Annotated in this window: 20 protein-coding genes; 1 reads left to right on the forward strand and 19 read right to left on the reverse strand. The window is 60.8% G+C overall.

Going from position 1 to position 24958, the window contains the following annotated elements:
- Positions 1-2: 2 nt before the first annotated feature.
- The 11 genes from WBQ96_RS08460 to WBQ96_RS08510 form a co-directional block, all read right to left on the reverse strand.
- Positions 3-875: an ABC transporter permease gene (locus WBQ96_RS08460; RefSeq protein ID WP_336549140.1), complete on the reverse strand. Its 873-nt coding sequence runs from the start codon at positions 873-875 to the stop codon at positions 3-5.
- Between the two features lie 98 nt (positions 876-973).
- Positions 974-1984 (reverse strand): ABC transporter substrate-binding protein, encoded by a 1011-nt coding sequence (locus WBQ96_RS08465; RefSeq protein WP_336549142.1) that lies wholly within the window; start codon positions 1982-1984, stop codon positions 974-976.
- Between the two features lie 69 nt (positions 1985-2053).
- On the reverse strand, positions 2054-3517 hold the full coding sequence (locus tag WBQ96_RS08470) for an aldehyde dehydrogenase (RefSeq protein WP_336549144.1): 1464 nt from the start codon (positions 3515-3517) through the stop codon (positions 2054-2056).
- A gap of 4 nt (positions 3518-3521) precedes the next feature.
- Positions 3522-4562 carry an LLM class flavin-dependent oxidoreductase gene (locus WBQ96_RS08475; RefSeq protein ID WP_336549146.1) on the reverse strand — a complete coding sequence of 347 codons (1041 nt, stop codon included), beginning with the start codon at positions 4560-4562 and terminating at the stop codon, positions 3522-3524.
- Positions 4559-5494: a flavin reductase gene (locus WBQ96_RS08480; RefSeq protein ID WP_336549148.1), complete on the reverse strand. Its 936-nt coding sequence runs from the start codon at positions 5492-5494 to the stop codon at positions 4559-4561. The genes WBQ96_RS08475 and WBQ96_RS08480 overlap by 4 nt, the downstream gene beginning before the upstream one ends.
- Entirely contained in the window at positions 5494-6294 is an 801-nt protein-coding gene (locus tag WBQ96_RS08485) for an alpha/beta fold hydrolase (protein WP_336549522.1), read from the reverse strand. The genes WBQ96_RS08480 and WBQ96_RS08485 overlap by 1 nt, the downstream gene beginning before the upstream one ends.
- Entirely contained in the window at positions 6269-6871 is a 603-nt protein-coding gene (locus WBQ96_RS08490; protein ID WP_336549149.1) for an amino acid synthesis family protein, read from the reverse strand. Before WBQ96_RS08490 ends, WBQ96_RS08485 begins: the two co-directional genes overlap by 26 nt.
- A gap of 123 nt (positions 6872-6994) precedes the next feature.
- Positions 6995-7681 (reverse strand): GntR family transcriptional regulator, encoded by a 687-nt coding sequence (locus tag WBQ96_RS08495; protein WP_336549151.1) that lies wholly within the window; start codon positions 7679-7681, stop codon positions 6995-6997.
- A gap of 205 nt (positions 7682-7886) precedes the next feature.
- A complete protein-coding gene (locus WBQ96_RS08500; protein WP_336549153.1) occupies positions 7887-11075 on the reverse strand; it encodes an efflux RND transporter permease subunit in 3189 nt (1062 codons plus the stop codon).
- A gap of 230 nt (positions 11076-11305) precedes the next feature.
- Positions 11306-12523 carry an efflux RND transporter periplasmic adaptor subunit gene (locus WBQ96_RS08505; protein WP_336549154.1) on the reverse strand — a complete coding sequence of 406 codons (1218 nt, stop codon included), beginning with the start codon at positions 12521-12523 and terminating at the stop codon, positions 11306-11308.
- Positions 12524-12571: 48 nt separating this feature from the next.
- Positions 12572-13333 carry an alpha/beta hydrolase gene (locus tag WBQ96_RS08510; protein WP_337035877.1) on the reverse strand — a complete coding sequence of 254 codons (762 nt, stop codon included), beginning with the start codon at positions 13331-13333 and terminating at the stop codon, positions 12572-12574.
- Positions 13334-13635: 302 nt separating this feature from the next.
- On the opposite strand from WBQ96_RS08510, the gene WBQ96_RS08515 reads away from it, so the two are divergent.
- Positions 13636-14559 (forward strand): LysR family transcriptional regulator, encoded by a 924-nt coding sequence (locus WBQ96_RS08515; RefSeq protein ID WP_336549158.1) that lies wholly within the window; start codon positions 13636-13638, stop codon positions 14557-14559.
- Positions 14560-14598: 39 nt separating this feature from the next.
- Here the strand turns inward: WBQ96_RS08515 and WBQ96_RS08520 are convergent, their stop codons facing one another.
- The 8 genes from WBQ96_RS08520 to WBQ96_RS08555 form a co-directional block, all read right to left on the reverse strand.
- Entirely contained in the window at positions 14599-17751 is a 3153-nt protein-coding gene (locus WBQ96_RS08520; protein WP_336549160.1) for an efflux RND transporter permease subunit, read from the reverse strand.
- A gap of 33 nt (positions 17752-17784) precedes the next feature.
- Positions 17785-18948 carry an efflux RND transporter periplasmic adaptor subunit gene (locus tag WBQ96_RS08525; protein WP_336549162.1) on the reverse strand — a complete coding sequence of 388 codons (1164 nt, stop codon included), beginning with the start codon at positions 18946-18948 and terminating at the stop codon, positions 17785-17787.
- A gap of 57 nt (positions 18949-19005) precedes the next feature.
- Positions 19006-19614: a TetR family transcriptional regulator gene (locus tag WBQ96_RS08530; RefSeq protein WP_336549164.1), complete on the reverse strand. Its 609-nt coding sequence runs from the start codon at positions 19612-19614 to the stop codon at positions 19006-19008.
- A 110-nt stretch (positions 19615-19724) separates the two neighbouring features.
- A complete protein-coding gene (locus tag WBQ96_RS08535) occupies positions 19725-20627 on the reverse strand; it encodes a carbohydrate ABC transporter permease (RefSeq protein WP_336549166.1) in 903 nt (300 codons plus the stop codon).
- Positions 20628-20630: 3 nt separating this feature from the next.
- Positions 20631-21563, reverse strand: a complete 933-nt coding sequence (locus tag WBQ96_RS08540; RefSeq protein WP_336549169.1) for a carbohydrate ABC transporter permease — start codon at positions 21561-21563, stop codon at positions 20631-20633.
- Between the two features lie 61 nt (positions 21564-21624).
- The gene (locus tag WBQ96_RS08545) at positions 21625-22941 is read right to left on the reverse strand and encodes an ABC transporter substrate-binding protein (RefSeq protein ID WP_336549170.1); all 1317 of its coding nucleotides are present in this window, start codon (positions 22939-22941) and stop codon (positions 21625-21627) included.
- A 98-nt stretch (positions 22942-23039) separates the two neighbouring features.
- Complete coding sequence (locus WBQ96_RS08550) at positions 23040-24101, reverse strand: ABC transporter ATP-binding protein (RefSeq protein ID WP_336549172.1); 1062 nt, start codon at positions 24099-24101, stop codon at positions 23040-23042.
- An 85-nt stretch (positions 24102-24186) separates the two neighbouring features.
- Positions 24187-24957 carry an SDR family oxidoreductase gene (locus WBQ96_RS08555; protein WP_336549173.1) on the reverse strand — a complete coding sequence of 257 codons (771 nt, stop codon included), beginning with the start codon at positions 24955-24957 and terminating at the stop codon, positions 24187-24189.
- Between the last annotated feature and the right edge of the window lies 1 nt (position 24958).

The following is a 24958-nucleotide window of genomic DNA, read 5'->3' on the forward strand; positions in this document are numbered from 1 at the left end:
GTCTATGCCCCCTGGCCGAGACGGCCCGCGCCGAAGAGGCGCAGCTGGATACCGTAGATGCAGAGCGTCACCACCAGCAGCACGAAGGCGGCAGCGCCACCCATGCCCCAGTTGACCAGCGACTGGACGAATTGTGCGATCATCTCGGCAAGCATCATGTTCGCGGTGCCGCCGAGCAATGCTGGCGTTACGAAGTATCCGAGCGACATCACGAAAACCATCAGGGCGCCGGCCGCGACACCCGGAAGCGCAAGCGGTATCAGCACGCGTGTCAGGCACTGCCAGCGTGTCGCGCCGCACAGTGAAGCGGCCTGAAGAATGGCGGGGTCGATTGCCTTGATGACACCGCGCAGCGGCAGGATCACGAAGGGCAGCATGATATAGGTCATGCCGATCGTCACGCCGACCAGATTGTTGACCAGCGCCAGCGGCTGGTCGATCAGGCCGAGGTTCATGAGCATCTTGTTGATGACACCGGTGCGCTGGAGCAGAACCATCCAGGCATAGGTTCTTGCGAGCAGGTTCGTCCACATTGACAGGAGGAGGATTGCGAACACCACCGAAGCCCAGCGTGATGGCATGATGGCCAGCATCCAAGCCACCGGAAAGCCGATGACCACCGAAAGAGCAGTTACGACTGCGGACACCATAAAGGTGTTCAGGAAGATGCGCAGATAGGTCGAGGAACCGAAAAGCGTCGCGTAGTTGCCTAACCCCGGTTCAGGCTCGAGAACGCTGCGAAGGAGGAGCCCTACCACCGGCACGACGAAAAATACCAGCAGCAGCAACAGCGCCGGCAGCGCATAGGCCCAGCCGCTCGACCCGCGCGTGCGTTCCGAGTTTCCTGACGCCGTTGTTTCCGTCACTGCCGACATGCTGACTCCCAGGGTTGATGGAGCGGACATATCCGCTCAACATCAGGTCGGGCTTTACGATTGCCGCCGCATCCTCGACAGGCGCGGCGGCAAACCGGCTACTGCGCCTGCCAGGCGTACCAGCGCGTGCCGATAGCGTCGCGATTTGCCGCCCAGTAGTTCATGTCGGCATTCACCTGACTTGCCGACTGTGCATCGGGCAGAGTCTTGCGCATCGCCTCATCCATGAGAGCCGCCGAGCCGAGGTTCGTCGGCGCATAACCCGTGGCGATGGAAAAGTCCTTCTGCGCCTCGGCGCTAGTTGCAAGCGCAATGAACTTCATCGCCGCATCCTTGTTCTTGGAGCCTTTGGGCACCACGAGCGAATCCGCCGCCGTGATGTTCTGCTCCCAGGAGACGCCGACCTTGACACCAGTCTGCTCCAGCGCCGTCAGGCGACCGTTCCAGAACATGCCGTATGGGGCCTCAGCGGAAGCGAGAAGCTGCTGCGACTGCGCCCCGCCGGTCCACCAGACGATGTCACCCTTTATGGTGTCGAGCTTCTTGAAGGCGCGATCGAGATCGAGAGGATAGAGCTTGTCCGCAGCCACACCGTCGGCCAGCAATGCCGCCTCGATCACGCCGGGTGCAGACCATTTGTAAAAGGTGCGCTTTCCGGGAAATTTCTGCGTGTCGAACAGGTCGGCCCAGGTCTTCGGGCCTTCGCTGACGGTGTCGGCGTTGTAGCCGATGACGAACGAATAGTAGAAGCTGCCGACGCTATAGTCCGTGACGAAGCGCGGATCGAGCTTCGATTTGTCGATGACGTTGAAGTCCAGTTTTTCGAGAAGGCCGTTCTGTCCCGCCTGCACGGCATAATCGCCTTCCGCGTCGACCACATCCCAAGAGACGCTTCCGGCCTCGACCATGGCCTTGATCTTACCGTAGTCGGTCGGGCCGTCCATCAGGACATTCGCACCCGTAGCACTGGCGAATTTGTCCGCCCATGCCGCTTTCTGCGCATCCTGGGTGGTTCCGCCCCAACTTGTGAATACAAGATCCGCTGCCGAGGCAGCACCAGTCAAACTCAACGCGGCAGCAACCACTGCCATCTTGATTATTTTACGCATGTTCCCTTGTTCCCATTTTTGTTGTGTTGGTCAGTCATGTCGTTCGTCCGCGCCAAGGCGCGGATTCGTTCACCGCATCACGAATGGGTCGGGGATCGGTTCGTCCGATGTCCTCAGCCAGACGGTCTTGGTGCGCGTGAAGTCGAGTGCCGCGGCAAGTCCGCCCTCGCGGCCGTGTCCTGATTGGCCATAGCCGCCGAACGGCGCGATCGGCGAAACGGCCCGATAGGTGTTCACCCACACGACCCCGGCATGGATGCGCTTGATCATGCGGTGAGCCCGCGTAAGGTTCTGCGTGAAAAGGCCGGAGGCGAGGCCGAACGGCGTGTCGTTCGCGAGCGCCAGCGCCTCTTCCTCGCTCGTAAAGCTCAGCACCGACAGGACGGGGCCGAACAGTTCCCGTTCGACCGACGGCGCCTTTACCTTCGTGCAGTCGATGATGGTGGGCGGATAGTAGAAGCCTGGTGTCTCGGGCATATGCCCGCCAGTGACAAGCTCGGCGCCAGCCGCAACCGAACGCGCGACGATCTCGCCGATAAGCTCGCGCTGACGGTTGGTGCACAGCGGCCCCACTTCAGTCGCCATATCGAGCGGCGAGCCGATCTTCACCGCCTCGGCCTTTACCTTGAGAATGGAGAGGAAACGGTCCTTCACGGATGCCTCGACGAGCAGCCGCGAGCCGGCAACACAACTCTGCCCCGTTGCGGCGAAAATGCCTGCGACCTGCGCATTGGCAGCACTTTCGAGATCGGCATCGGCAAAGACGATGAACGGCGACTTGCCGCCGAGCTCAAGCGAAGTGCTGGCCAGGTTCTCGGCCGAATTGCGCACCACCTGTCTCGCCGTTTCCGGCCCGCCGGTGAAGGCGATATGCGCGACCTTCGGATGCCGGGTAAGTGCTGCGCCACAGGTCGGTCCGAAGCCAGTCAGCACATTCACGACGCCCGCCGGGAACCCTGCCTCATGCACGAGGCGCGCAAATTCGAGCAGAGGCGCGGGACCATCCTCCGACGCCTTGACGACAAGCGTGCAGCCGGCAGCCAAGGCTGGCCCAATCTTGACGGCGGCAAGAAACAACTGGCTGTTCCAGGGAACGACCGCCGCGACCACGCCAACCGGCTCGCGCCGAAGCCAGACATCCATGTCCGGCTTGTCTATGGCGAGATGCGAGCCCTCGATCTTGTCGGCTAGCCCGGCATAGTAGCGGTAGTATTCGGCGACATAGGCGATTTGGGCCGAGGTCTCGCGAATGATCTTGCCGGTATCCTGCGTCTCGAGTTCAGCCAGCTTGGCAGCATTGCTAGCTACCAGATCGGCAAGCCGATAAAGCAGCTTGCCGCGCGCGGTCGCGGTCAATGCCGGCCACGCACCGTCGTGGAGAGCCTTATGCGCTGCATCAACGGCCCTGTCGACATCGGCTTCACGCGCTTCGGGCATTTCGGCCCACGCGATCCCGGTTGCCGGGTCGAGGCTTTCGAAAGAATGCCCGCCATCCTCGAAATTGCCGTCGATATAGTGCTGGAAGCGTCTCATCGCCCTACCCTGCAAAGGCCGGCATGACGTCGGCGATGAAGCGTTCCAGCGACGCCTTCTTGCGCTCGAAGCTCATGCCGGTGTCGATCCAGAAGGAATATTCGTCGTAGCCGAGCGCCTCGTAGTGCTTGAGCCGAGAGATCACCTCGGCAGGCGCGCCCACCACATTGTTGCGGCGCATCGCCTCCGGGGCATAGGTTGCGTTTGCGGCAATTTCTTCCGCGCTCAACCGTTCGATCAGCCCCTGGCTGATCGGCTTCTCGTTTTTGAACCATGCGCCGAAGTAATTGTAATAGACGCTGATCTCACGCGCCGCCTGCTCGATGTCTGCCTCATCAGTGCCGACATAGGTGTGGCGCAGCACCATGATCTTCGGCCGCGCAATTTCGGGATACTTCTCGCAGGCGTCATTGAAGCGGCCCATCAAGCTTTCAACTTCCTCATCCCCGAACCAGAGCGGCGTCACCTGCACGTTGCAGCCATTGGCGACCGCGAATTCATGCGAGTTCGGATCGCGCGCCGCGACCCAGATCGGTGGGTGTGGCTGCTGCAAAGGCTTCGGCGCAGAGGTCGTCGACGGGAACGACCAGAACTCGCCTTCGTGAGAATAGTCTCCCGCCCAAAGCCCCTTGATGGCCGGGATTATCTCCCTGAGCCGCTGGCCAGCGGCCCACGCGTCGAGACCGGGGGAAAGCCGCTGATACTCGAAATTATAGGCGCCGCGCGCGATACCGATATCAAGCCGCCCGTCGCTGATGATGTCGGTCATCGCAGCCTCGCCGGCGAGCTTGATCGGATGCCAGAAAGGCGCAACGACAGTGCCGGTGCCGAGGCGGACATTCTTGGTGCGCCGGGCAAGATCGGCGAGATTGATGAAAGGGTTGGGCGCGATGGTAAAATCCATGCCGTGGTGTTCACCGGTCCAGATCGCATGCATGCCGCCGCGGTCGGCAATCTCGCAGAGCTCGATGAACTCGTCATAAAGGCTCTGCTGGCTCTGGTCCGCGTCCAGCCGCTCCATATGCACGAACAGCGAAAACTTCATGGCTGGACCTTTCCGGCGACCGGGTGGACGCGGCCGCTGCGTTCATTGCCGACATACATGCCGAAATTGCCGAGCACGCTCTCGGCAGCGTAGCGCCGCAGAATATCGACCGTCGCAGCGTCGGCAATCGCGGTAAGCGGCAAGGCGTCAACGGCAAAGAAGCGGCCGCCCGCCGGTTCACCTGTTCCTAGCTGGCAGCGGTAGACGATATGCTGCTTTGAAGCCGTGGTATCCTCGTAGACGGAATAGATGAACCCGATCGAAGCCGGCAGATGCGTTGCCTCTGACAGATACTTTTGCAGTCGTTCCGGGCCGTCTCCCGAAACAAGTTCGCAAGACGGCAGCGCGTAGACGCCTGCTTCTTTCTCGACGAGCAAGACCTCGCCATCCCGGGCGGCCACGGCTCCAGCAATGACGGTCGCTTCGGAGCCCGCAGCCGAAACCGCCTTCTGCGCGAGCGACGGCGTAAAATAGCTGCCGCGTGCATAGCCGAGACCGTTCGACTTGCCGTTTTCGAAGGCTTCGACCTTGCCGATCAAAATCACGTGGTCTCCGCCATCCACGATCGTTTCGGTCGAGCAATCAAACCAGGCGGCGACTTCGGAAAACACCGGCGCGCCATGCGGCCCGCGTTTCCATTCAACGGTTGCAAACCGATCTTCTACCGGGCGCGCAAAAGTGTTCGAGATATCCTTTTGCGTCTCCGACAATATGTTGATCGCGAAGCCCTGCGCCTTGGTCAGCGTTTCGAAATTCCGTGAACTGCGTGCCAGGCACACCAGCAGCAAGGGCGGATCGAGCGATACACTGGTGAAGGAATTCGCGGTAAATCCGACCGGCTGCCCGGCAGTATCATGCGTCGTAACGACGGTGACGCCCGTCAAAAACGCCCCGAATGCGTCGCGCAGTGCCCTTGGATCGATTGCGGCCATCAGGCGGGAACCTCCTCGCGGGAAAGCCATTCGGCCAGCAGGGCGTCCACAGTTTCGGGCGCAGTCAGGTTCACCATATGCCGGTGCTCCGCAATGATCCTGGCTTGCCCCGAAGGTGCCGCCGCTGCCATGGCCTTCGCCATCGCCGGCGTGGAGTTGGGGTCGTGTTCACCGGTCAGGAAAAGTGCCGGACACGCAATACTCGGCCACGCATCGGCATAGGTGGCATCGCCTTGCGCGAAAGCGGCGTATGCCGTGGCGTAAGCTTCAGGATCAACCTGGGAAAGCCATTCCCGCGTCAAGCGGTATGCTGGTGAGTCCTCATTACCTTCGCCGAACCAGCGGCGCAGCGGACCATCCCTGTCGATACGGCCCTCGCGGATGGAATCGACGCGGGCAAGCACTGCGGCTCGCGCTTCGGGATCGCGCCGGTAGACACCGTTGAGTAGTGCGACGCGCTTCACCCGCGCCCCAAAACTTGCAGCCATGCCCCCCGCAATCAGCGCGCCCATCGAATGGCCTGCCACATTGACGCTCTCGAGGCGAAGATCATCCAGAACCTTACCGAACCAGGTAACGAAATCCGGCAGCAGTGCCCCTGCGGCTATCCTGTCGCTTTCGCCGTGCCCCGGCATGTCGACCGCAATGACGCGGTGCGCATGACTGAGCGCACCTATCTGCGGCGTCCACGCCTCGAGCCGCATGCCGACGCCGTGGATGAGAAGCAAAGGCTCTCCCGAACCTTGCTCCACATAGGCCGCGCCGCCCGGCGTTCTAGACCGCTGCGGGATTGGCGACATCACGGCCCAGCTCTTTCAGGTCTTCGTAGCGATTGCCGATGCGGTGGTGCGGACGCCCACCGACCGAGGCACCCAGTGCGATCACGATCTCATCCGCTGCCGGCGCGTCGGGTATCGATGTGTGTATCGTGAGGTAGTGCGAGCGCCGGCCCTCGTCGGACTTGTCCATGAGCGGGATCATGATCGGCGCATTGCCGGGACCGCGCGTATTGGTGAATGCGAGGTAGGTCTTGGCGCCGACCGCCTCGCGAAAATGATTTCCGAACCGCAAGGTGTGGATGAGCGCTGATGCGTGCTCCACCTCACCCGCAAGCCCGACCACAGCCGCCTTGCCATAACCTTCAACAATCGCACCGGAGCCGACAGCGTCAACGATCATGCCTGTCAGAAGCTCGCCGAGTACAGGAGCAACGGCATGAATCTCCGGCTTGAGATCTTCCACGAAACCGCGCCCTGCCCAGGGATTGATGATCACGGCCATGGCTGCATAGAGCTTCAGCGGCTGCCCTGCCTTTTTGCCGCCTTCGACGAACGTCGTTTCGACCTGCAGCATTGTCTTGCGGATGGCGATCGGCACCGGTTGCTCCATATGCTAATATCTCAAACCATATTATGGTATACCAAACTTTTGGATGTCAAGAGCCCCTTGCCTCCTTCTTTCTGCTTGAGGCGACGGCTTGATTTTTTCGGTAAGTTTTTGCTAGGCGCCCGCCGCCTCGGCCAGCAGTTGGCGGGCTATGGACGAGGCTAGGGTGATATGGTCCTGCGCCGCGCGATAGGCACCTTCACCATCACCGCCGCGGATGGCATCGACGATATGCTGCATCTGTTTCGGGCCTTCGACATCGCGGCCTTCCGTTTTGATAGTCATCGAGCGAAGCCTGTTGATGCGCGCGGTCAGCGAGCTGACGATCCCCCACGCAACCTCCCGCTCGGCGCCAGCGAATAGGATGCGGTAGAACTCCGTCGTCTCGGCAAGAACCCGGTCCATCTTCTTCTTCTGATAGCCGACTTTGATGCGCTCTAGTGCGGCCTGAAGCTCTTCGCTTATGCGCTCGTCCCGCTTTTGCGCGCAAAGCTTGGCGGCCATGCCCTCGAGCGCACCCCGGATTTCGTAGATCTGCAACGCCTGGTCCGCTGTCGTCTCGGCAACCACGGGGCCTCTCGTGCCAACCGTCGCAACGAGACCTTCGGACTCGAGATGCCTCAAGACCTCACGAACGATCGTACGGCTGACGCCGAGCTGGGTGCAGAGATCACGCTCCACCAATCGCGCACCGGGCTTGAAATGCGAGTCCAGAATGGCATCGCGCAGGCTCTCCAAGGCGAGTTCCCGCAGCGTTTTTTCAGGACGGTCCACACGCAACGAACGTTTGGCAATGGTCATCTATGGTCCTCCCTGATGTCGCACGGTTCTTGGAATACCATATTATACCAATTGGGCAAGGTTCATTCCCGCCAGTTGGCTGGCCAGGTCACAAGTGAAAAACGAGTACAGACAAACAGCGAAGCCGAACCGTGCCTCGGGCACAGTTCGGCTTATGACAGGAAGGGAAAGCAGCCGCAGGAGACCTTCCTGCGGCTGCGAAGTTTCAGTGAGGCGCCTCGGTAACGGGCGCCGGAAGCGTCGCTTCGCCGCTCTGCTTGAGCGGCCGGTTGCCGGTCAGTCCACGCATCATCACGTAGAAGACCGGCGTCAGGAAGATGCCGAAGGCCGTCACGCCGATCATGCCGGCGAACACCGCGACACCCATGGCCGACCGCATTTCCGCGCCCGCACCGGTGGAGTAGACCAGCGGCACGACGCCCATGATGAAGGCCATGGAGGTCATCAGGATCGGGCGCAATCTCAGCCTGCTCGCCTCGACCGCAGCCTCCCTTGGCGTCATCCCGGAAAACTCCAGTTCGCGTGCGAACTCGACGATCAGGATGGCGTTCTTGGCGGACAAGCCAACGAGAACGATGAGGCCGATCTGGGTGAAGATGTTGTTGTCGCCATTGGTCAGCCAGACGCCGGTGAGAGCCGCCAGAATACCCATCGGCACGATCATGATGATCGCGATCGGCAGAGCCAGGCTCTCATAGAGTGCGGCCAGCACCAGGAACACCAGGACCAGCGCCAGCGGGAAGACGAGCACGCCCGAATTGCCGGCGAGGATTTCCTGATAGGTCAGGTCGGTCCATTCGAAGGCAATGCCCTTCGGCAAGGTCTCCGCGGCGATGCGCTCGGCGGCAGCCTGCGCCTCACCCGACGAATAGCCCGGCGCCGGCCCGCCATTGATGTCTGCCGACAGGAAGCCATTGTAGCGGATCGCCCGTTCCGGCCCCGCACTCGGCTTGACGTTGAGCAAGGCCGACAGCGGTATCATCTCGCCCGATTGCGACCTGACCTCCAATCGCCCGATGTCGTCGGCGCGGCCACGGTAGGCGGCATCGGCCTGGACACGCACCGAGTAGGTGCGGCCGAACTGGTTGAAGTCGTTGACATAGAGCGAGCCGAGATAGATCTGCAGCGTATCGAAGACATCCGTCACCGCGACGCCGAGCTGATGCGCCTTGGTCCGGTCGAGATCGGCATAGAGCTGCGGAACATTGACCTGGAATCCGGTGAACATCCCGGTTAACTCAGGCGCGGCATAGGCTTTTGCCAGAAAGGCCTTGGTCGCCTCGTCCAGTGCCTGATAGCCAAGCCCATTGCGGTCCTCGATCTGCATCTTGAAGCCGCCGACCACGCCAAGACCCTGCACCGGCGGTGGCGGGAATATGGCGATGAAGGCTTCCTGAATACCGCCGAACTGACCATTTAGCGCCTGCGCGATGGCACCGCCCGAAAGATCTGGCGTCTTGCGTTCCTCGAATGGCTTCAGCGAAAGGAAGATGATGCCGGCATTGGAACTGTTGGTGAAACCGTTGATCGACAGGCCCGGAAAAGCAATGGCGCTTTCGACGCCAGGCTGCTTCAGGGCAATGTCGCCCATGCGCCGGATCACCTCCTCGGTACGGTCGAGCGTGGCACCATCGGGCAACTGCGCGAAGCCGACGAGATACTGCTTGTCCTGCGCCGGCACGAAGCCACCGGGCACGGTTTTGAACATGCCGAAGGTGGCAGCCACTAGCACAATATAGAGGCCCATGATCACGGTCTTGCGCGACAGAAGCCGCCTCACGCCACCGCTATAGGCCTTGGAGCCGCTGCCGAAGGCACGGTTGAAACCGCGGAAGAACCAGCCGAACGTCTTGTCCATCGCGCGGGTTAGCCAATCCTTCGGCGCATCGTGTCCACGCAGCAGGAGGGCCGCCAGGGCCGGCGAAAGCGTCAGCGAATTGAATGCGGAAATCACCGTCGAGATTGCGATGGTCAAGGCGAACTGCTTGTAGAACTGACCGCTCAGACCGGAAATGAAGGCCAGCGGCACGAACACCGCAACCAGCACCATGGCGATCGCAACGATCGGCCCGGAAACCTCACGCATGGCGCGGTATGTCGCATCGCGGGGTGAGAGCCCTTCCTCGATATTGCGCTCGACATTTTCGACGACGACGATGGCGTCATCGACGACGATACCGATGGCGAGCACCAGCCCGAACAGCGTGAGCGCGTTGATGGAGAAGCCGAAGACATACATCACCGCGAAGGTGCCGATGATCGAGACAGGCACCGCGACCAGCGGGATGATCGAGGCACGCCAGGTCTGCAGGAACAGGATGACGACGAGCACGACGAGCACTATGGCTTCAAGAAGCGTATCGACCACCGCCTCGATCGAAGCGCGGACGAATTGCGTCGTGTCGTAGACGATCTTGTATTCCACGCCGTCGGGCATTGTCTCCTGAAGCTCTTCCATCACCTTCTGGACATTGTCGGAAATTTCGATGGCGTTGGAACCGGGTGCCTGAAACACTGGAATGGCGACGGCCGACTTGTTGTCGAGCAGCGAGCGCAGCGCATATTCGGCAGCGCCCAATTCGATGCGGGCAACGTCGCGAAGGCGTGTTACCTCGCCATTCGCGCCGGTCTTGACGATGATGTTGCCGAACTCTTCGACACTCTGCAGGCGTCCTTGAGCGTTGACGGAAAGCTGCAGGTCGAGGCCGGGCGCTCCCGGCGAAGCGCCGACGACACCGGCGGCAGCCTGAATGTTCTGCTCGCGGATCGCCTGGACGACATCGCTTGCGGAGAGGTCGCGCTTGGCCACCTTCTGCGGATCGAGCCAGACGCGCATGGAATAGTCGCCTGAGCCGAAGACCTGCACCTGGCCGACACCGTCGATGCGGGCGAGCCGGTCCTTGACGTTGATAACGGCATAGTTGCGCAGATAGGTGATGTCATAGCGGTCATTCGGCGACAGAAGGTGCACGACCATCATCAGGTCGGGCGAGCTCTTGACCGTTGTGACGCCGAGACGCCTCACCTCCTCCGGCAGACGCGGCTCGGCCTGGCTGACGCGGTTCTGCACGAGCTGCTGTGCCTTGTCCGGGTCGGTGCCGAGTTTGAAGGTCACGGTCAACGTCATCAGGCCGTCCGTGGTGCCCTGGCTCGACATGTAAAGCATGTCTTCGACGCCATTGATGGCCTCCTCGATCGGTGTCGCCACCGTTTCGGCGATGACGGTCGGGTTGGCGCCTGGATATTGCGCCCTGACCACGATGGAGGGCGGCACGACATCGGGATATTCCGAAATCGGCAAAGCGCGGAGGCCAAGCAGGCCGCCAATCAAAATCAGGACCGAAAGCACGCCGGCAAAGACCGGCCGGTCAACGAAAAATCTGGAAAAATTCATGTCAAATCCCGCCTTCCGGGCGCAAATGGGCGGATAGCCCTCGACAAAGCCTTTCGGCATTGGGGCCATCGGCAAAATTCAATGTGTCGACTGCCGGCGGAAACGGGTGGGAAGCCCCCATTTCCGCCGGTCTGTCAGATCGCAGCGCTTCCCTTCGGAGGCACGAAGCACGACCCAACGTTCTGAATGAGCACCGGAATATTCGAAGAAACGGTACTCACTTTTCTGCTCTACTGCGCTACCGCGTTGGCTTCGGCCAGCGCCTGTTCATTTGGCACCATGGCAACCAGCTGGGGATCGACCAGGGCACCCGGGCGAACCCGCTGCAGGCCGTTGACGACGATCCGCTCGCCGGACTTGAGCCCGCTCTTGACGATGCGCAGCCCTTCGACCGAAGCGCCGAGCGCAACCTCGCGGTAGGCGACCTTGTTGTCCGCCTCGACTACCAGAACGAACTTCTTGTCCTGATCGGTCCCGACTGCCCGCTCGCTGACGGTCAGCTCAGGCGCCGGCTTCGGCTGACCCATGCGCACCCGCACGAACTGGCCCGGGATCAGGCGGCCATTGGGGTTGTCGAAGACTGCCCTGACCCGCATGGTGCCGCTGGCCGTATCGACCTCGTTGTCGATGAGCTGAAGCTTGCCCCGGATCGGCGTGCCGTCGTCGCTCGCCGTGCCGATCTCCACCGGGATCTGCTCGACCGCCAGCGCTCCGCTTTCCGTCACCGGAAGCTCGGCCGAGGCGCGCGCCAGAAGCTGCTCGTCGATGCTGAAACTTGCATAGATCGGATCGACCGAGACCAGCTTGGCCAGGATCGGCGAACCGGAGCCTGCGGCGACGAGGTTGCCAGTCGTGATCTCGATCCTGCCCAAACGGCCCGAAATCGGCGCGCGAACCTCGGTGTAGCCAAGATCGAGCTTTGCTGTCTGCAAGGCGGCCTGAGCGGACCTGAGATTGGCTTCCGCTTCGTGAGAAGCACTGAGCCGCTGGTCGAGATCGCTTTGCGATACCGTGCGGTTCTCGACGAGCTTGCGGCCACGCTCGAGTTCGAGCCTGGTCAGCTCCACGCGCGCTTCGGCTGCAGCGACAAGGGCCTCGGACTGTGCCACTGCCGACGCGAAAGGCGCCGGATCGATCGTGACGAGCAGGTCGCCCTGCTTTACCAGTGCGCCTTCGCGAAAATGCACCGACTGTATGGCGCCAGCGACACGCGAGCGAATTTCGACGCGGTCCACCGCTTCAAGGCGGCCGGAGAACTCTTCCCAGGTCGTAATCTCACGCGGTTCGACGACCGCGACCGAGACTGGAGTTGCCGGCGCGGCCGCCGGTGCCGACACTTCGGCCTTGGCGTTTTCCGGCAGGTTGGTGATTGTCGCTACGCCGAAAATCAGCGCAACAAGGGGTAGGCCGGCGCCCCAGAGGAGCCGGCGAGTGGTAGTCTTCTTCATAATGATCTCCTTAGCGGCGCTCAGGCCGTATAGGTTGGAAACGGTCCGTCAGTGGGGTAACGCTCCGGTCTCTTGGAAAAACTCGACAAACTGGCTGCGAACAGTCTCCCCCCATCCCGGCTGAACGGCCGGGCATCTCGAATAAGTGGCCGGCCATCCCGTCGGGATGCTCAACACACTTTCACGGACGATCACGCCCGCATCATTCAATCGCCGTGCATATTTCAGGCTTTCGTCGCGCATCGGATCGTCCTCCGCGGTCACGATGAGCGCAGGCGCGACGCCGGCGAGGCGCGCGCAATATGCAGGTGCGGCATAGGGGTGGCAGGCATTGGCGCCGAACCCCAGATAACGGTTCCAGCCGTCCGACCATTGGCAGCCGGTAGGCTTGGCTTCGGCCTTGCGAAACGATCCCGTCGCCATGAACGGATCAAGCATAGGCGAGAGCAGTATCTGCCCCTGCAAGGCGCCAAAATGCTGGTCGCGGCACATCAGCGCCAGCCCCGCGGCAAGATTGCCGCCGGCCTCTTCGCCGGCAACGAACAGTGCGGATTTCTTGTCCGCCCACTTCGCCCGCTGGCCGCACACACGGCCAAGAACTTCGTAGGAAAGCTGCAGCGCCCGTGGGAATGGATGCTCGTTGGCGCAGGAATAATCGGCTGAGACGACGACCGCGCCAGCTTCGGCAAGCAGGGTGGCGATTGCCTGCCCGGTTGCAAGCGAGCCGCCGAGAAACGAGCCACCATGCAGATGCATGACCAGCGGAGGCGCTTTTGCCAGCGCATCGCCGCGATAGAGGCGCACCGGCACGCGGCATGCTCCACCATCAAGCGATTCTTCTGTCCAACTGGCTTTCATGACCCCTGAAAAACTCGTCCTGTCATCCGATCGATCAGCCATATAGGACCTCAACCTAAGTTGAGGTCAAGCGGCTGATCTCTCATATCTCATATGCCTCCTGACAGCATCTTGTCAGGGGAAGCGCAGTGTCCCCGCGCGTCTTCAATAAGATGGGATTGTTGCTACATACGGAAAAGTAGGCGTTTTGTAATTTCACTGTTTCTGCTAGTGAATAATAAAGCAGATTTCAGAAACTTGGACAGGATAAAACGATGGACCAGCTTGCCGCCATGCGAGCCTTCGTTCGCGTCGTCGAAGTCGGCAATTTCAGCCGGGCGTCAGAATCACTGGCCACGCCCAAGGCCACCGTCACCAAACTGGTTCAAGGCCTAGAGGCGCATCTGCGCACCAAGCTCCTCAATAGAACCACCCGCCGCGTTCTGGTGACGCCCGACGGGGCGCTCTATTACGAACGCGCACTCAGGTTGCTTTCCGACATCGACGAACTCGACAGCAATATGGCGACTTCGCAGGCCCTGCCCAAGGGCAAACTGCGCGTCGACATGGCGGGAGCGCTGGCGAAGCTGATCGTCATTCCGGCGTTGTGCGATTTCTATGACCGCTATCCCGACATCCAGATCGACCTTGGCGTATCCGACCGGCAGATCGACATTCTGGCTGAAAACGTCGACTGCGCCCTGCGGACTGGTGAAATCAACGACCAATCCCTTATCGCTAGGCGCATTTCCGAGATGAGCGTCGTCACTTGCGCGGCACCGGCTTATTTCGAACGGTTTGGTGAACCGCAGCATCCGCTGGATCTCGAGAAAAACCATTATGTCGTAAGCTTTTTCATGCCGCCGATGGGTCGCCAGCAACCTTTCCTATTCAATCGTGGCGATGAGAAGCTGGAGATCCTCGGGCGCTGTTCGATGGCCACCAACGAGGCAATCACCTATGTCGCGGCGGCCGAGGCAGGAATGGGCATCGTCCAGGCGCCGCGTTTTCTGGTCAAGGAAGCGTTCAGCAAAGGCACCCTGCAGCCGGTGCTGCGCGAATGGAGCCGCGATCCCTTGCCGCTCTATGTCGTCTATCCGCCGAACCGGCACCTGAGCAACAAGCTGCGGGTCTTCGTCGACTGGGTCGCCAACCTCTTCGCCAATTCCGGCATAGACGAGCCACATCCATCATCCTGATCCCACAACGGATGCGGGATCAGGTACCGGCCGAACGTCTCATTCCGCCGCCAAAGGCCGTATCTCGCCCAGCGGCGTCACGGTGCTGACCGGTTCGGCCGGGCCGACCGGTTCAGCCGACTTCTTCTTCGGCTCCTTGCCGAAGAAGAGCGCATAACCTGCTGGAAGAACAAGGATGGTCAAAACCGTCGCCACCAGAATGCCGCCCATCATGGCGTAAGCCAGCGGACCCCAGAACACGCCGCGTGAAATCGGGATCAGCGCCAGAACGGCGGTCGCCGCCGTCAGCATGATCGGACGGAAGCGGCGAACGGCGGCACCGATGATCGCCTCCTGCCTTTCCATGCCGGCGGCAATATCCTGGTCGATCTGGTCGACGAGGATGATCGAGTTGCGCATGATGATGCCGAGCAGCGCGATCACGCCGAGAATGGCGACGAAGCCGAACGGAGCCCCGGTTATAAGAAGAGCCATGGCAGCGCCGATGATGCCGAGCGGACCGGTCGCCAGCACCAGCATGGATTTGCCGAAATGCTGCAACTGGATCATCAGAAGCACGAGGATGACCAGCAGCATGATCGGCGCCTTGGCGGCAATCGAAGCCTGGCTTTCCGCGGATTCCTCCGCACCGCCCTGGATCTCAACCTTGTAGCCTGCAGGGAGTGCGGCGCGCAGATCACTCATCCCGTTGAACATGGCTGTTGCTACGTCGTTGGACTGAACGCCATCCGGCAGCGTGCCGCGAACAGTAATCGTCGGCAGACGATCGCGACGCCACTCGATGCCTTGCTCCATCACCGGCACAACCTTGGCGATCTGCGAGACCGGCACGAAGCCGCCGAAATCGGTCGGGATGTAGACCGAGTTGACCGACGAAAGCAGGTGACGGGCAGCTTCCGGCTCCCTAGCCACGATCGACACGGTTTCCTCGCCGTCGCGGAAATCGTCGAGCGGCACGCCGGACATCGTCGCCTGAAGCATCTGGCGAACGCGCTGCGACGTCACGCCAAGCATCCGCGCCCGATCCTGATCGATGACCAGCTTCATGGCAGGTACCGGCTCCAGCCAGTCGTCATGGATCGCACCGATCCTCGGATCAGCATGGAACTTCTGCTTCACCTCATCCGCGATCTTGCGCACTTCCTCCCGGTCAGGCCCCGACACGCGCATCTGCACCGGCCAGCCGACCGGCGGTCCGAGGAAGAGGCGATCCACCTTGGCGCGAACCGTCGGGAAGTCTTCGGCAAGGATGCCGCGCAGCTTGGCGATGATGCGTTCGCGCGCAGGCTCGTCATTGGCCATGACGAGAAGCTGCGCGTAGTTCGGATTGCGCAATTGCTGGTCCAGCGGCAGGAAGAAGCGCGGTGCGCCCTCGCCGATATAGGTGGCGATGAACTTCTTGTCCGGGTCGTCCATCATGCGCGTCTCAAGCGCCTTCGCCTGGTTCTCGACTTCCTTGATGCTGGTGCCTTCCGGCAGCCAGAGGTCGACCAGGACTTCGGGCCGGGACGATTGCGGGAAGAACGCCTGCGGAATGAACTGGAAGGCGTACAGGCTGCCGGCAAAGGTGGCGAGCGTCAGCGATAGCACGATGATCCGGTGACGCACTGCCCATGTCACCGTGGAGCGAAGCCGGCGGTAGAAGCGCGTGTCGAAGACGTCGTGATGATCCTGTCCGGCATGTGCGCGCTGCTTGAGGATCATGTGGCCGAGCCATGGCGTGAAATAGACCGCCACGAACCATGACACCACAAGGGCGATCCCCACCACATAGAACAGCGAGCGTACATACTCGCCAGCCGTCGACGCCGCGAAGCCGACCGGGATAAAGCCGGCGATGGTGATCAGCGTGCCGGTCAGCATCGGAAAGGCTGTTGAGGAATAGGCGAAACTGGCGGCGTCGAGCTTTTCCAGCCCCTCCTCCAGCTTTCGCTCCATGAGTTCGACGACGATCATGGCGTCGTCCACCAGCAGGCCAAGCGCGATGATCAAGGCACCGAGCGATATGCGCTGCAGATCTATTCCCAGCTCGTACATGATGGCAAAGGTTGCAGCCAGAACGAGGGGGATGACGATGGCGATGATCAGGCCGGAACGCCAGCCGATCGACAGGAAAGAGACGACAAGCACGATAATGAGTGCTTCGACGAGCGCCCGCATGAACTCGCCGATGGCTTCCGACACCACTTCGGGCTGGTTGGATATCTGATCGACAGACACGCCGACCGGCATCGATTCCTCGAACCGCTCGTAGGTGGCATCGACAGCTTTGCCTACATCCGTGACCTTGAAGCCGTTTGCCATGACCACGCCGATCTGAACGCTGTCATGGCCATTCATCCGGAACTTGCGCGCATATGGGTCTTCGAGACCGGAGGAAACGGTCGCGATATCGCCCAGGCGTGTCACCTGATTGCCGGCCTTGATGCGCAGCTCGCGAATGTCCTCGACCTTGCTGACATCGCCTTCGACCGCGATGCGCACAGACCGCGTTCCCGTTTCGACCGACCCGGCCGGATCGACATTGTTCTGGCCTGCAACTGTGTTGCGAAGGTCGGTCAATGTCAGGCCGCGCTCGGCCAGCGCCTTGGACGAGACGTCGATATAGATTTTCTGCGGCTGGTCGCCGAGGATCACGGCCTTTTCGACACCCGGCGTGGTGAGCAGCATGTCGCGGGCCTGGATCGCGAACTTCTTCAATTCGGGATAGCTGAAACCGTCGCCGCTGATTGCATTCAGCGTGATGAAAGTATCGCCGAATTCGTCGTTGAAGTAGGGCCCGAGCAGACCTTGCGGCAGCTCGCTGGAGATGTCGCCGACCTTCTTGCGCACCTGATAGAAAGCGTCCTTCACCTGTTCGGCGTTGGTATCGCCCTTGATCTGCACGGTGATGATAGCGCTGCCGGCCCGAGAATAGGACCGTACGAAATCGAGATGCGGCGTTTCCTGCAGCTTGCGCTCTATCTTGTTGACGACCTGGTCCTGCATCTCCTCGATGGAAGCGCCGGGCCAGACCGCCTGCACCACCATGACGCGGAAGGTGAAATCGGGATCTTCCTTCTGCCCCATCCGCATCAGGCCAAAGGCACCGGCGACAATCAGCAGCACGAACAGAAAGCGTGCGATGCTCGGGTGCGCTATAGCCCAACGCGAAAGATTGAACGGCTGGCGTTCCCTGGAGGAATTGCTCATGGCCTTACTCACGCTTTGGAGTTTGAAGAAGGGCTACCGGACAACCCCGGCGTCAGGAACGACAGCGGGTTCCACTGCCGCAGCCTTCTGGTCACCGGTTTCCGGAAGCTTCACCTTCATGTTTTCCGACATGAACTGTGTGCCGGCGGCGACAACGACATCGCCGGGCCGCAAGCCGTCAGCAACGCGGACTCCATCATCGGAAAAGTCCGCGACTTTGACCGGGCGCATGTGAACCGTTCCGGCAGCGCGATCCACGAGCCATACGACCGACGCGCCGTCTTTCTGGCCAAGCGCGCTCAGCGGAATGGATATGGAAGCATTGGCATTGTCCACTTTCGCTTCGATCGTTGCCGTCATGCCCAGCAGAACGCGCGGATCGGCGGGCAGGCTGACGCGCACCGCAAAAGTCCGCGACTGAAGATCGGCACTGCCGGCGACCTCGCGAACCTTGCCATCGAGCACCAACGCATTGTCCGACCAGAAACGCGCCTGAACGGACTTGCCGATGCGGAACTGCGCAATATCGGTTTCCGGCACGGCGATCTGAACTTCCTTCTCGCCATCGACAGCAACCGTCACGACCGGCGTCCCGGTGCCCACGACCTGCCCGACATCGGCATTGATCGCCGTCACGATGCCGTTCAGGCCGGACATCAGATCGGTATAGGCAACCTGGTTCTTCGCCTGCTCCAGCGATGAGGCTGCCGCATCCCGGCTTGAAACCGCCTGCTCATAAGCAAGCGTCTGGGCCTCGAGCTGTGACTTGGATGCGAAGTTCTTCGCAAAGAGCTGTTCGGCACGCTTGCGCGTCAGGTCGGTGGTTTCGACCTGCTTCTGCGCAGCCATCAAGGATGCCTGCGCACTGCGCGTGGCAAGCTCGTAATCATTGGCGTCGACGCGAGCCAGAACGTCGCCCGGCTTCACCCGGTCGCCTATATCGACATTGCGCTCGATGACCTTGCCGTTGATGCGGAAGCCGAGGCTCGTCTCCGTGCGGGACTTTACCGAGCCGGAATAATCGAGACGCCGCGTGTCATCCACCTTGGCGATCTCCACGACCTTGACCGGACGGATCACCTCCATGGTTTCGGCCTTTTCCTGGGAGCAGGCCGAAAGCGTGAGACCAAGCGCAACGAAGAGCGCAAAACCGGGTATAGACGGCCTCTTCGACCGGGCTATGTACAGCGAGACCATGTCCGCACTCCGATAAAACTGTTCAATGAACGATTGCCGTTCCGCTTCCGGAACGGCTTATTTCTTCAGGGCCCGGATCGCGAACTCTATCAGCTCGTCCGCGGTGGCCCGGTTTTCCTTGTTCATGCACTGGGCCGCCACCTGGGGGTGGCACAGAGCGACCATAGAGGCGCCAAAACATCGCGCCGCGATCTCCGGATCCTGTTCGACAAATTCACCAGCGGCGATGCCATCGCTGATGATCTTGGCGAGAACGATGTGAAGCTGGTCGATATGTTTTTCGATAACGCCCCATTGATGCTCCAGGGCGACGACGACCATCTCATGCACCTTCTTCTGGTCGGTCAGAACATCAATGGTGAACTTGTGCTCTTCATGCCCATAACGTCTCAAACGCTCTTCCGCGCTGATCGGGAGATTGGCGATTTCCATCGCGAGGTCGTTTCTGTAGGTCAGCATGCGCTCCATCAGCGCCTGATGGATTTCGGACTTTGAACCGAAGAAGCGATAGATGTTGGCCGGCGACATGCCGAGGTCGCGGGCAATGTCGGCCACGTTCGTCTTGCTGTAGCCATAGTGCCTGAACAATCGGTCAGCCGCATCGAGAATGCGGTTCACGTTTTCCTGGCGACTTGAGTCGGCAACCCTGTCGGCGATATCGCTCACGCTTGGCCTCCGGTTACGAGTGACGATTTTCAATTTTCGTCAGTCGTAATCCATCATTTGACACTTGTCAAACTCCGGTTCCGAAATAGCGGGCACGTTGACCTGCCGTCCTACTCCTTCACCGCACCGGTCATCGACGACACATAATAGTCGACGAAGAAGGAATAGAGGATCACGACCGGAAGCGAACCGAACAGCGCGCCCGCCATCAGCGACCCCCACTCAAACACATCGCCACGAACCAGCTCGGTGAGTACACCCACTGGAACGGTCTTGTTTTCCGACGACTGGATGAAGGTCAGCGCATAGATGAACTCGTTCCAGGAGAGCGTGAAGGCGAAGATGCCCGCGGAGATCAACCCCGGCACCGCAAGCGGCAGGATGATCTTTGTCAGGATCTGCCAGCGCGAAGCGCCGTCGACCAGCGCGCTTTCCTCGAGCTCGAACGGGATCGAGCGGAAATAGCCCATCAGCAGCCATGTGCAGAACGGGATGAGAAAGGTCGGATAGGTGAAGATCAGCGCCAGCTTGGAGTCATAGATACCGAATTTGAAGACGATGAAAGCCAGCGGAATGAACAGGATCGACGGCGGCACTAGATAGGCAAGGAAAATCAGCAGGCCAACCGACCGCGAACCGGTGAAGCGCACGCGCTCGATCGCATAGGCGGCGAATACGGAGGCAGCCAGCGACAGCACCGTTGCGCCGACCGCGACATACATGGTGTTGAGCAGCCAGCCCGGATAGGAGGTTTCGAACAGCAGATATTTGATATGGTCGAGCGTCGGGCCCACCACCCAGAACGGACTATAGTTGTTATAATCGGTGAGCTGCGAGTTCGGCTTCACCGCGGTGATCGCCATCCAGTAGAACGGAAAAAGCAGCACGAAGACAAACACCGCCAGCGGCAGGTAGATCGTTACGACCCGCCGCGGCAGATTGTTCAGATAGCCCATGCCCTCGACATTGTCGGTCAGCGGGGAAATTGCCGGATTTGAGGTGTTCATCGTCATCTCCTAATCCTGCCCGCCCTGTTGCCACTTGCGCCGCTGCAGCCCGAAGAAGCTGAACAGGATCGAGGCCAGCAGGAAGGGGATCATGGCGACGGCGATGGCCGCGCCCTCGCCCAGCTGTCCGCCGGGAATGCCGCGCTGGAAGGAGAGCGTCGCCATCAAATGCGTGGCGTTCACCGGCCCGCCCTTGGTCAGCACATAGATCAACTGGAAGTCTGTAAACGTGAACAGCACCGAAAAGGTCATCACCACGGCAATGATCGGTGTGAGCATCGGCAATGTCACATAGCGGAAACGCTGCCAGCTCGTCGCGCCGTCGAGGGAAGCAGCCTCCTGCAACGACGGCGATATGGTCTGGAGGCCGGCGAGCAGCGAGATGGCGACGAAGGGAATGCCGCGCCAGACATTGGCAGCGATGACCGAGGCACGCGCATTGACCGGGTCGCCCAGGAAATTGATCGGGTGGTCGATCAGCCCGAGTTGCATCAGCGACCACGACACGATCGAGAACTGGGCATCGTATATCCACCAGAAGGCGAGCGCCGACAGCACCGTCGGCACCACCCAGGGCAAAAGCACGATCGCCCGGAAAAAGGATTTGAACGGCAGGTTCTCGTTGAGGATCAGTGCCAGCCAGAGCCCCAGCCCGAATTTGAGGATGGACGCGACGAATGTGTAGAGAACAGTGTTGAACACCGAGAGCCAGAAGACTGAATCGCCCCAAAGGAACTCATAGTTCTCCAGGCCGATGAAGATGCCGTCGCGGCCGATTTTCGTGTCGGTGAAGCCGAGCCAGACACCCAGCCCAAGCGGATAGGTCAGGAAGCAGACCAGAAAGACCGCAGCAGGCAGCATGAACATGACGCCGAGCGCATTGTTGTTCCGAAACAGCGACGTAAGGAAGGACGGCCGCGTTTCTGACGATGTGGTGCTCATCGAACGTCTCCAGTTGGAAGGCCGCCTCCCACCGCAAGCCGGCGGGAGGCTATTCGATTGCCTAGACGCGGTAATAGCGGTTGGCGCGTTTTTCGGCCTGCTCGACCGCTTCCTCGGGCGTCATCTGCCCGGTGACTGCGACCGCAAACATGTCGACAAGCACGTAGTCCGCCATCACGCCGGCTGAGGCGTAACCGAGCGGGCCGGCATAACCGTTCGGACGCAGTGTCTCCGAGGCTCGGGCATAGGGCGCGTGGATCGGATCGGCCGTCCAGACGGGATTGCTTGCAAACGCCTTGAGCGGCTGACAGCAATAGGCGCTGGCACCGGTGATCCAGGAATTCATCTGGTCGGCTTCCATCATGAACTTGATGTAGGCCTTGGCGGCTTCCGGATACTTCGTGTGACTGAACAGCAGCAATGAACTCGTCTGGTGAAGCTCCACGCTCTGTCCGACGGGACCGATCGGAAAATTGGTCGAACGGATATCGGCAGCAATCTCCGCAAGCGCCGGATCCTTCTTGGCTGCATAATAGACGGAGACACCATTGGCGATCAGCGATACCTGACCAGCGAGGAAGGCGCGGTTGTTGTTGATGTCCTGCCAGCTTTCGGTGCCCGGGATGAACGTCTCGTAGAGCGCCTTGGCGTAGTTGATGGCGGCGATTGTCTCCGGGCTGTTGATCGCGACTTTGCCGCCCTCGTCGACCATTTTGCCGCCATGGCTCCACAGCAGCCAGTGGGCGTAGTTGTTGCCGTCACCAACCGCCTTGCCGTGTGGGAAACCTGCGGGCGTGCCCTTGGCTTTCATCGCCTTGCAGAGTTCCAGGAAGCCGTCAGTGTCCTTCGGGAACTCGTTGAAACCGGCAGCCTTCATATGACTGTCGCGGTAGACAACGGCGTTGCCTATAGCCGCCAGGGGCAGAGCGATGAACTTGTCGTCGCGCACAGCATAGCCGCGCATACCTTCGTACCAGCCGCCATATTTGTCGCCGAGATAGGTGGCGAGATCAGTCATATCGACGAGCTTGTCGGGATATTGATGGGCATCGTCGAACCAGCACATGACCATGTCCGGGCCGGAACCGACGTTCGCCGCCACCGCCGCTTTCGGACGAATGTCTTCCCAGCTCTCCTTGTCGACACGGACTTCGACGCCAGTGGCCTCGATGAACTTCTTGGTGTTGGCGAGCCATGCGTCCTCGTCACCCTGCACGAAGGGTGTCCAGCGCAGGAGGCGCAGGCTGGCGCCTGCTTCCGGCGTGTATTTCGGCTCCGCGCCTTGTGCGAACGCAGGCGTCATTCCAAATTTTCCAAGGCCGCCCGCCGCCACAATGCCGGCGGAAGCGGCGAGTAAATCGCGTCTGTTGATCGTCATCGATTTTCCTCCATCTGGGTTTACGGGATCTGGTTATCTGCCAGCGTCGCACCGTCCCGAAGCGGCGCATGCCGTAATGAAACCTTTCAGGAAACGGCCTAAAGCCGGCGTCCGCTTTCGGCGTCGAAGAGATGCGTGGAACCGGTGTCGATCGCCACGTTAATGGTATCCCCGGGCTTGGCCGCGACACGTTCATGGAAGACGCAGGCGACGTCGACGCCTGCGAGTTTCGCCATTATCTGCGTTTCCGAACCGGTCGGCTCGATCACGATGACCGTGATGGGAATGCCCGAACCGTCAAGCCGCATGCTTTCGGGCCGAAGGCCATAGATAAGGTCCTTGCCCTTCGCCGCCTCAACAGGCCTTCCGACCGGAAGCACCGTGCCATCCAATGCAATGAAGCGGCTGGCATTTTCCGGATCGAGGCGGCCCTTGATCATGTTCATCGCTGGGGAGCCGATGAAGCCGGCGACAAAGAGATTAGCCGGCTGATCATATAGCTCGAGCGGCGCGCCAATCTGCTCGACAATACCGTCATGCATGACGACGATCTTGTCGGCCATGGTCATCGCCTCGATCTGGTCGTGCGTGACATAGACCGTCGTCGTCTTCAGTCTCTGATGCAGTTCCTTGATCTCGGCGCGCATGGCAACGCGCAGCTTGGCATCGAGATTGGACAGCGGCTCATCGAACAGAAAAACCTGCGGATCGCGAACGATGGCGCGGCCCATGGCAACGCGCTGGCGCTGGCCGCCGGAGAGCTGGCGCGGATAGCGGTCGAGAAGGGCCGTAAGCCCAAGAATTTCGGCGGCGGGTTTCACCCGCGTCTCGATCTCGGCCGTCGAAGCGCCCTTCAGCTTCAGCGAAAAGGCCATGTTCTCGGCCACAGTCATATGCGGGTAGAGCGCATAGTTCTGGAACACCATGGCGATGTCCCGCTCCTTAGGTGCCAGCCGGTTGACGACCTTGTCGCCGATGCGGATTTCACCTGCCGAGATGTTTTCAAGACCTGCCAGCATGCGCAGCAATGTCGACTTTCCGCAGCCCGACGGACCGACCAGAATGACGAATTCGCCGTCGGCGATTTCGACATCCACTCCTTTGATCACCGGATGCGATCCGAACGATTTCTTGACATTCACGAAGTCGACTGACGCCACGCTATTTCCTCCCAGAATTGCTGTGCAGATTCGGCTGTCGTTATCTTTTCAAGCGGCTCTCCTGTTCAAGCTCTCGTGGTTCGCTTCATCCGCGGCCGACCAATGGCATCTTCGTCGCCATGACGGTCATGGTCAGGACATTGGCCTCCAGCGGCAGGCTCGCCATATAGACCACGGCATCGCCGATGTGGCTTGCCGGGATGGTCGGCTCGCTTGCCATCTCCCCGTTCGCCTGTTGCACGCCGCCTGCCATTCTCGCGGTCATCTCGGTTGCAGCATTGCCGATATCGATCTGCCCGCAGGCGATGTCGAAAGGCCGACCGTCAAGCGCCGTCGACTTCGTAAGCCCGGTGATCGCGTGCTTGGTCGACGTATAGGGCGCGGAATTGGGGCGCGGGGTCTGAGCCGAGATCGAGCCGTTGTTGATGATGCGTCCACCCCGCGGCGCTTGAACCTTCATCAACCTGAACGCCTGCTGCGTGCAGAGGAACGCGCCGGTGAGATTGGCACCCACGACGGCACTCCACTGTTCGAAGGTAATTTCCTCCATCGGCACAGCGGGCGCGCCCATTCCGGCATTGTTGACCAGAAGGTCGAGCCTGCCGAACTCCGCCTTAACCGTCTCGAAAAGTGCCGCGACGGAATTGGGGTCGCCGACATCTGCCGGGATCGCCCGAACCTTGCCGCCCGCGGCCCCTGCGAGCTCGCTCGCAGCCTTGTCCAGAACGTCCTGCCGCCGACCGGTGATCACCACGGTGAAGCCCGCACCAAGGAGTGCCTTGGAGATGGCCTTGCCGACACCGGTGCCGCCACCGGTAACCAGGGCGATTTTGGCCTTTGCCGGTTCGTCCGTCATG

Origin of the sequence: Mesorhizobium sp. CCNWLY176 (genome assembly GCF_037153935.1) — a bacterium.
Classification (GTDB): Bacteria; Pseudomonadota; Alphaproteobacteria; order Rhizobiales; family Rhizobiaceae; genus Mesorhizobium_M; species Mesorhizobium_M zhangyense.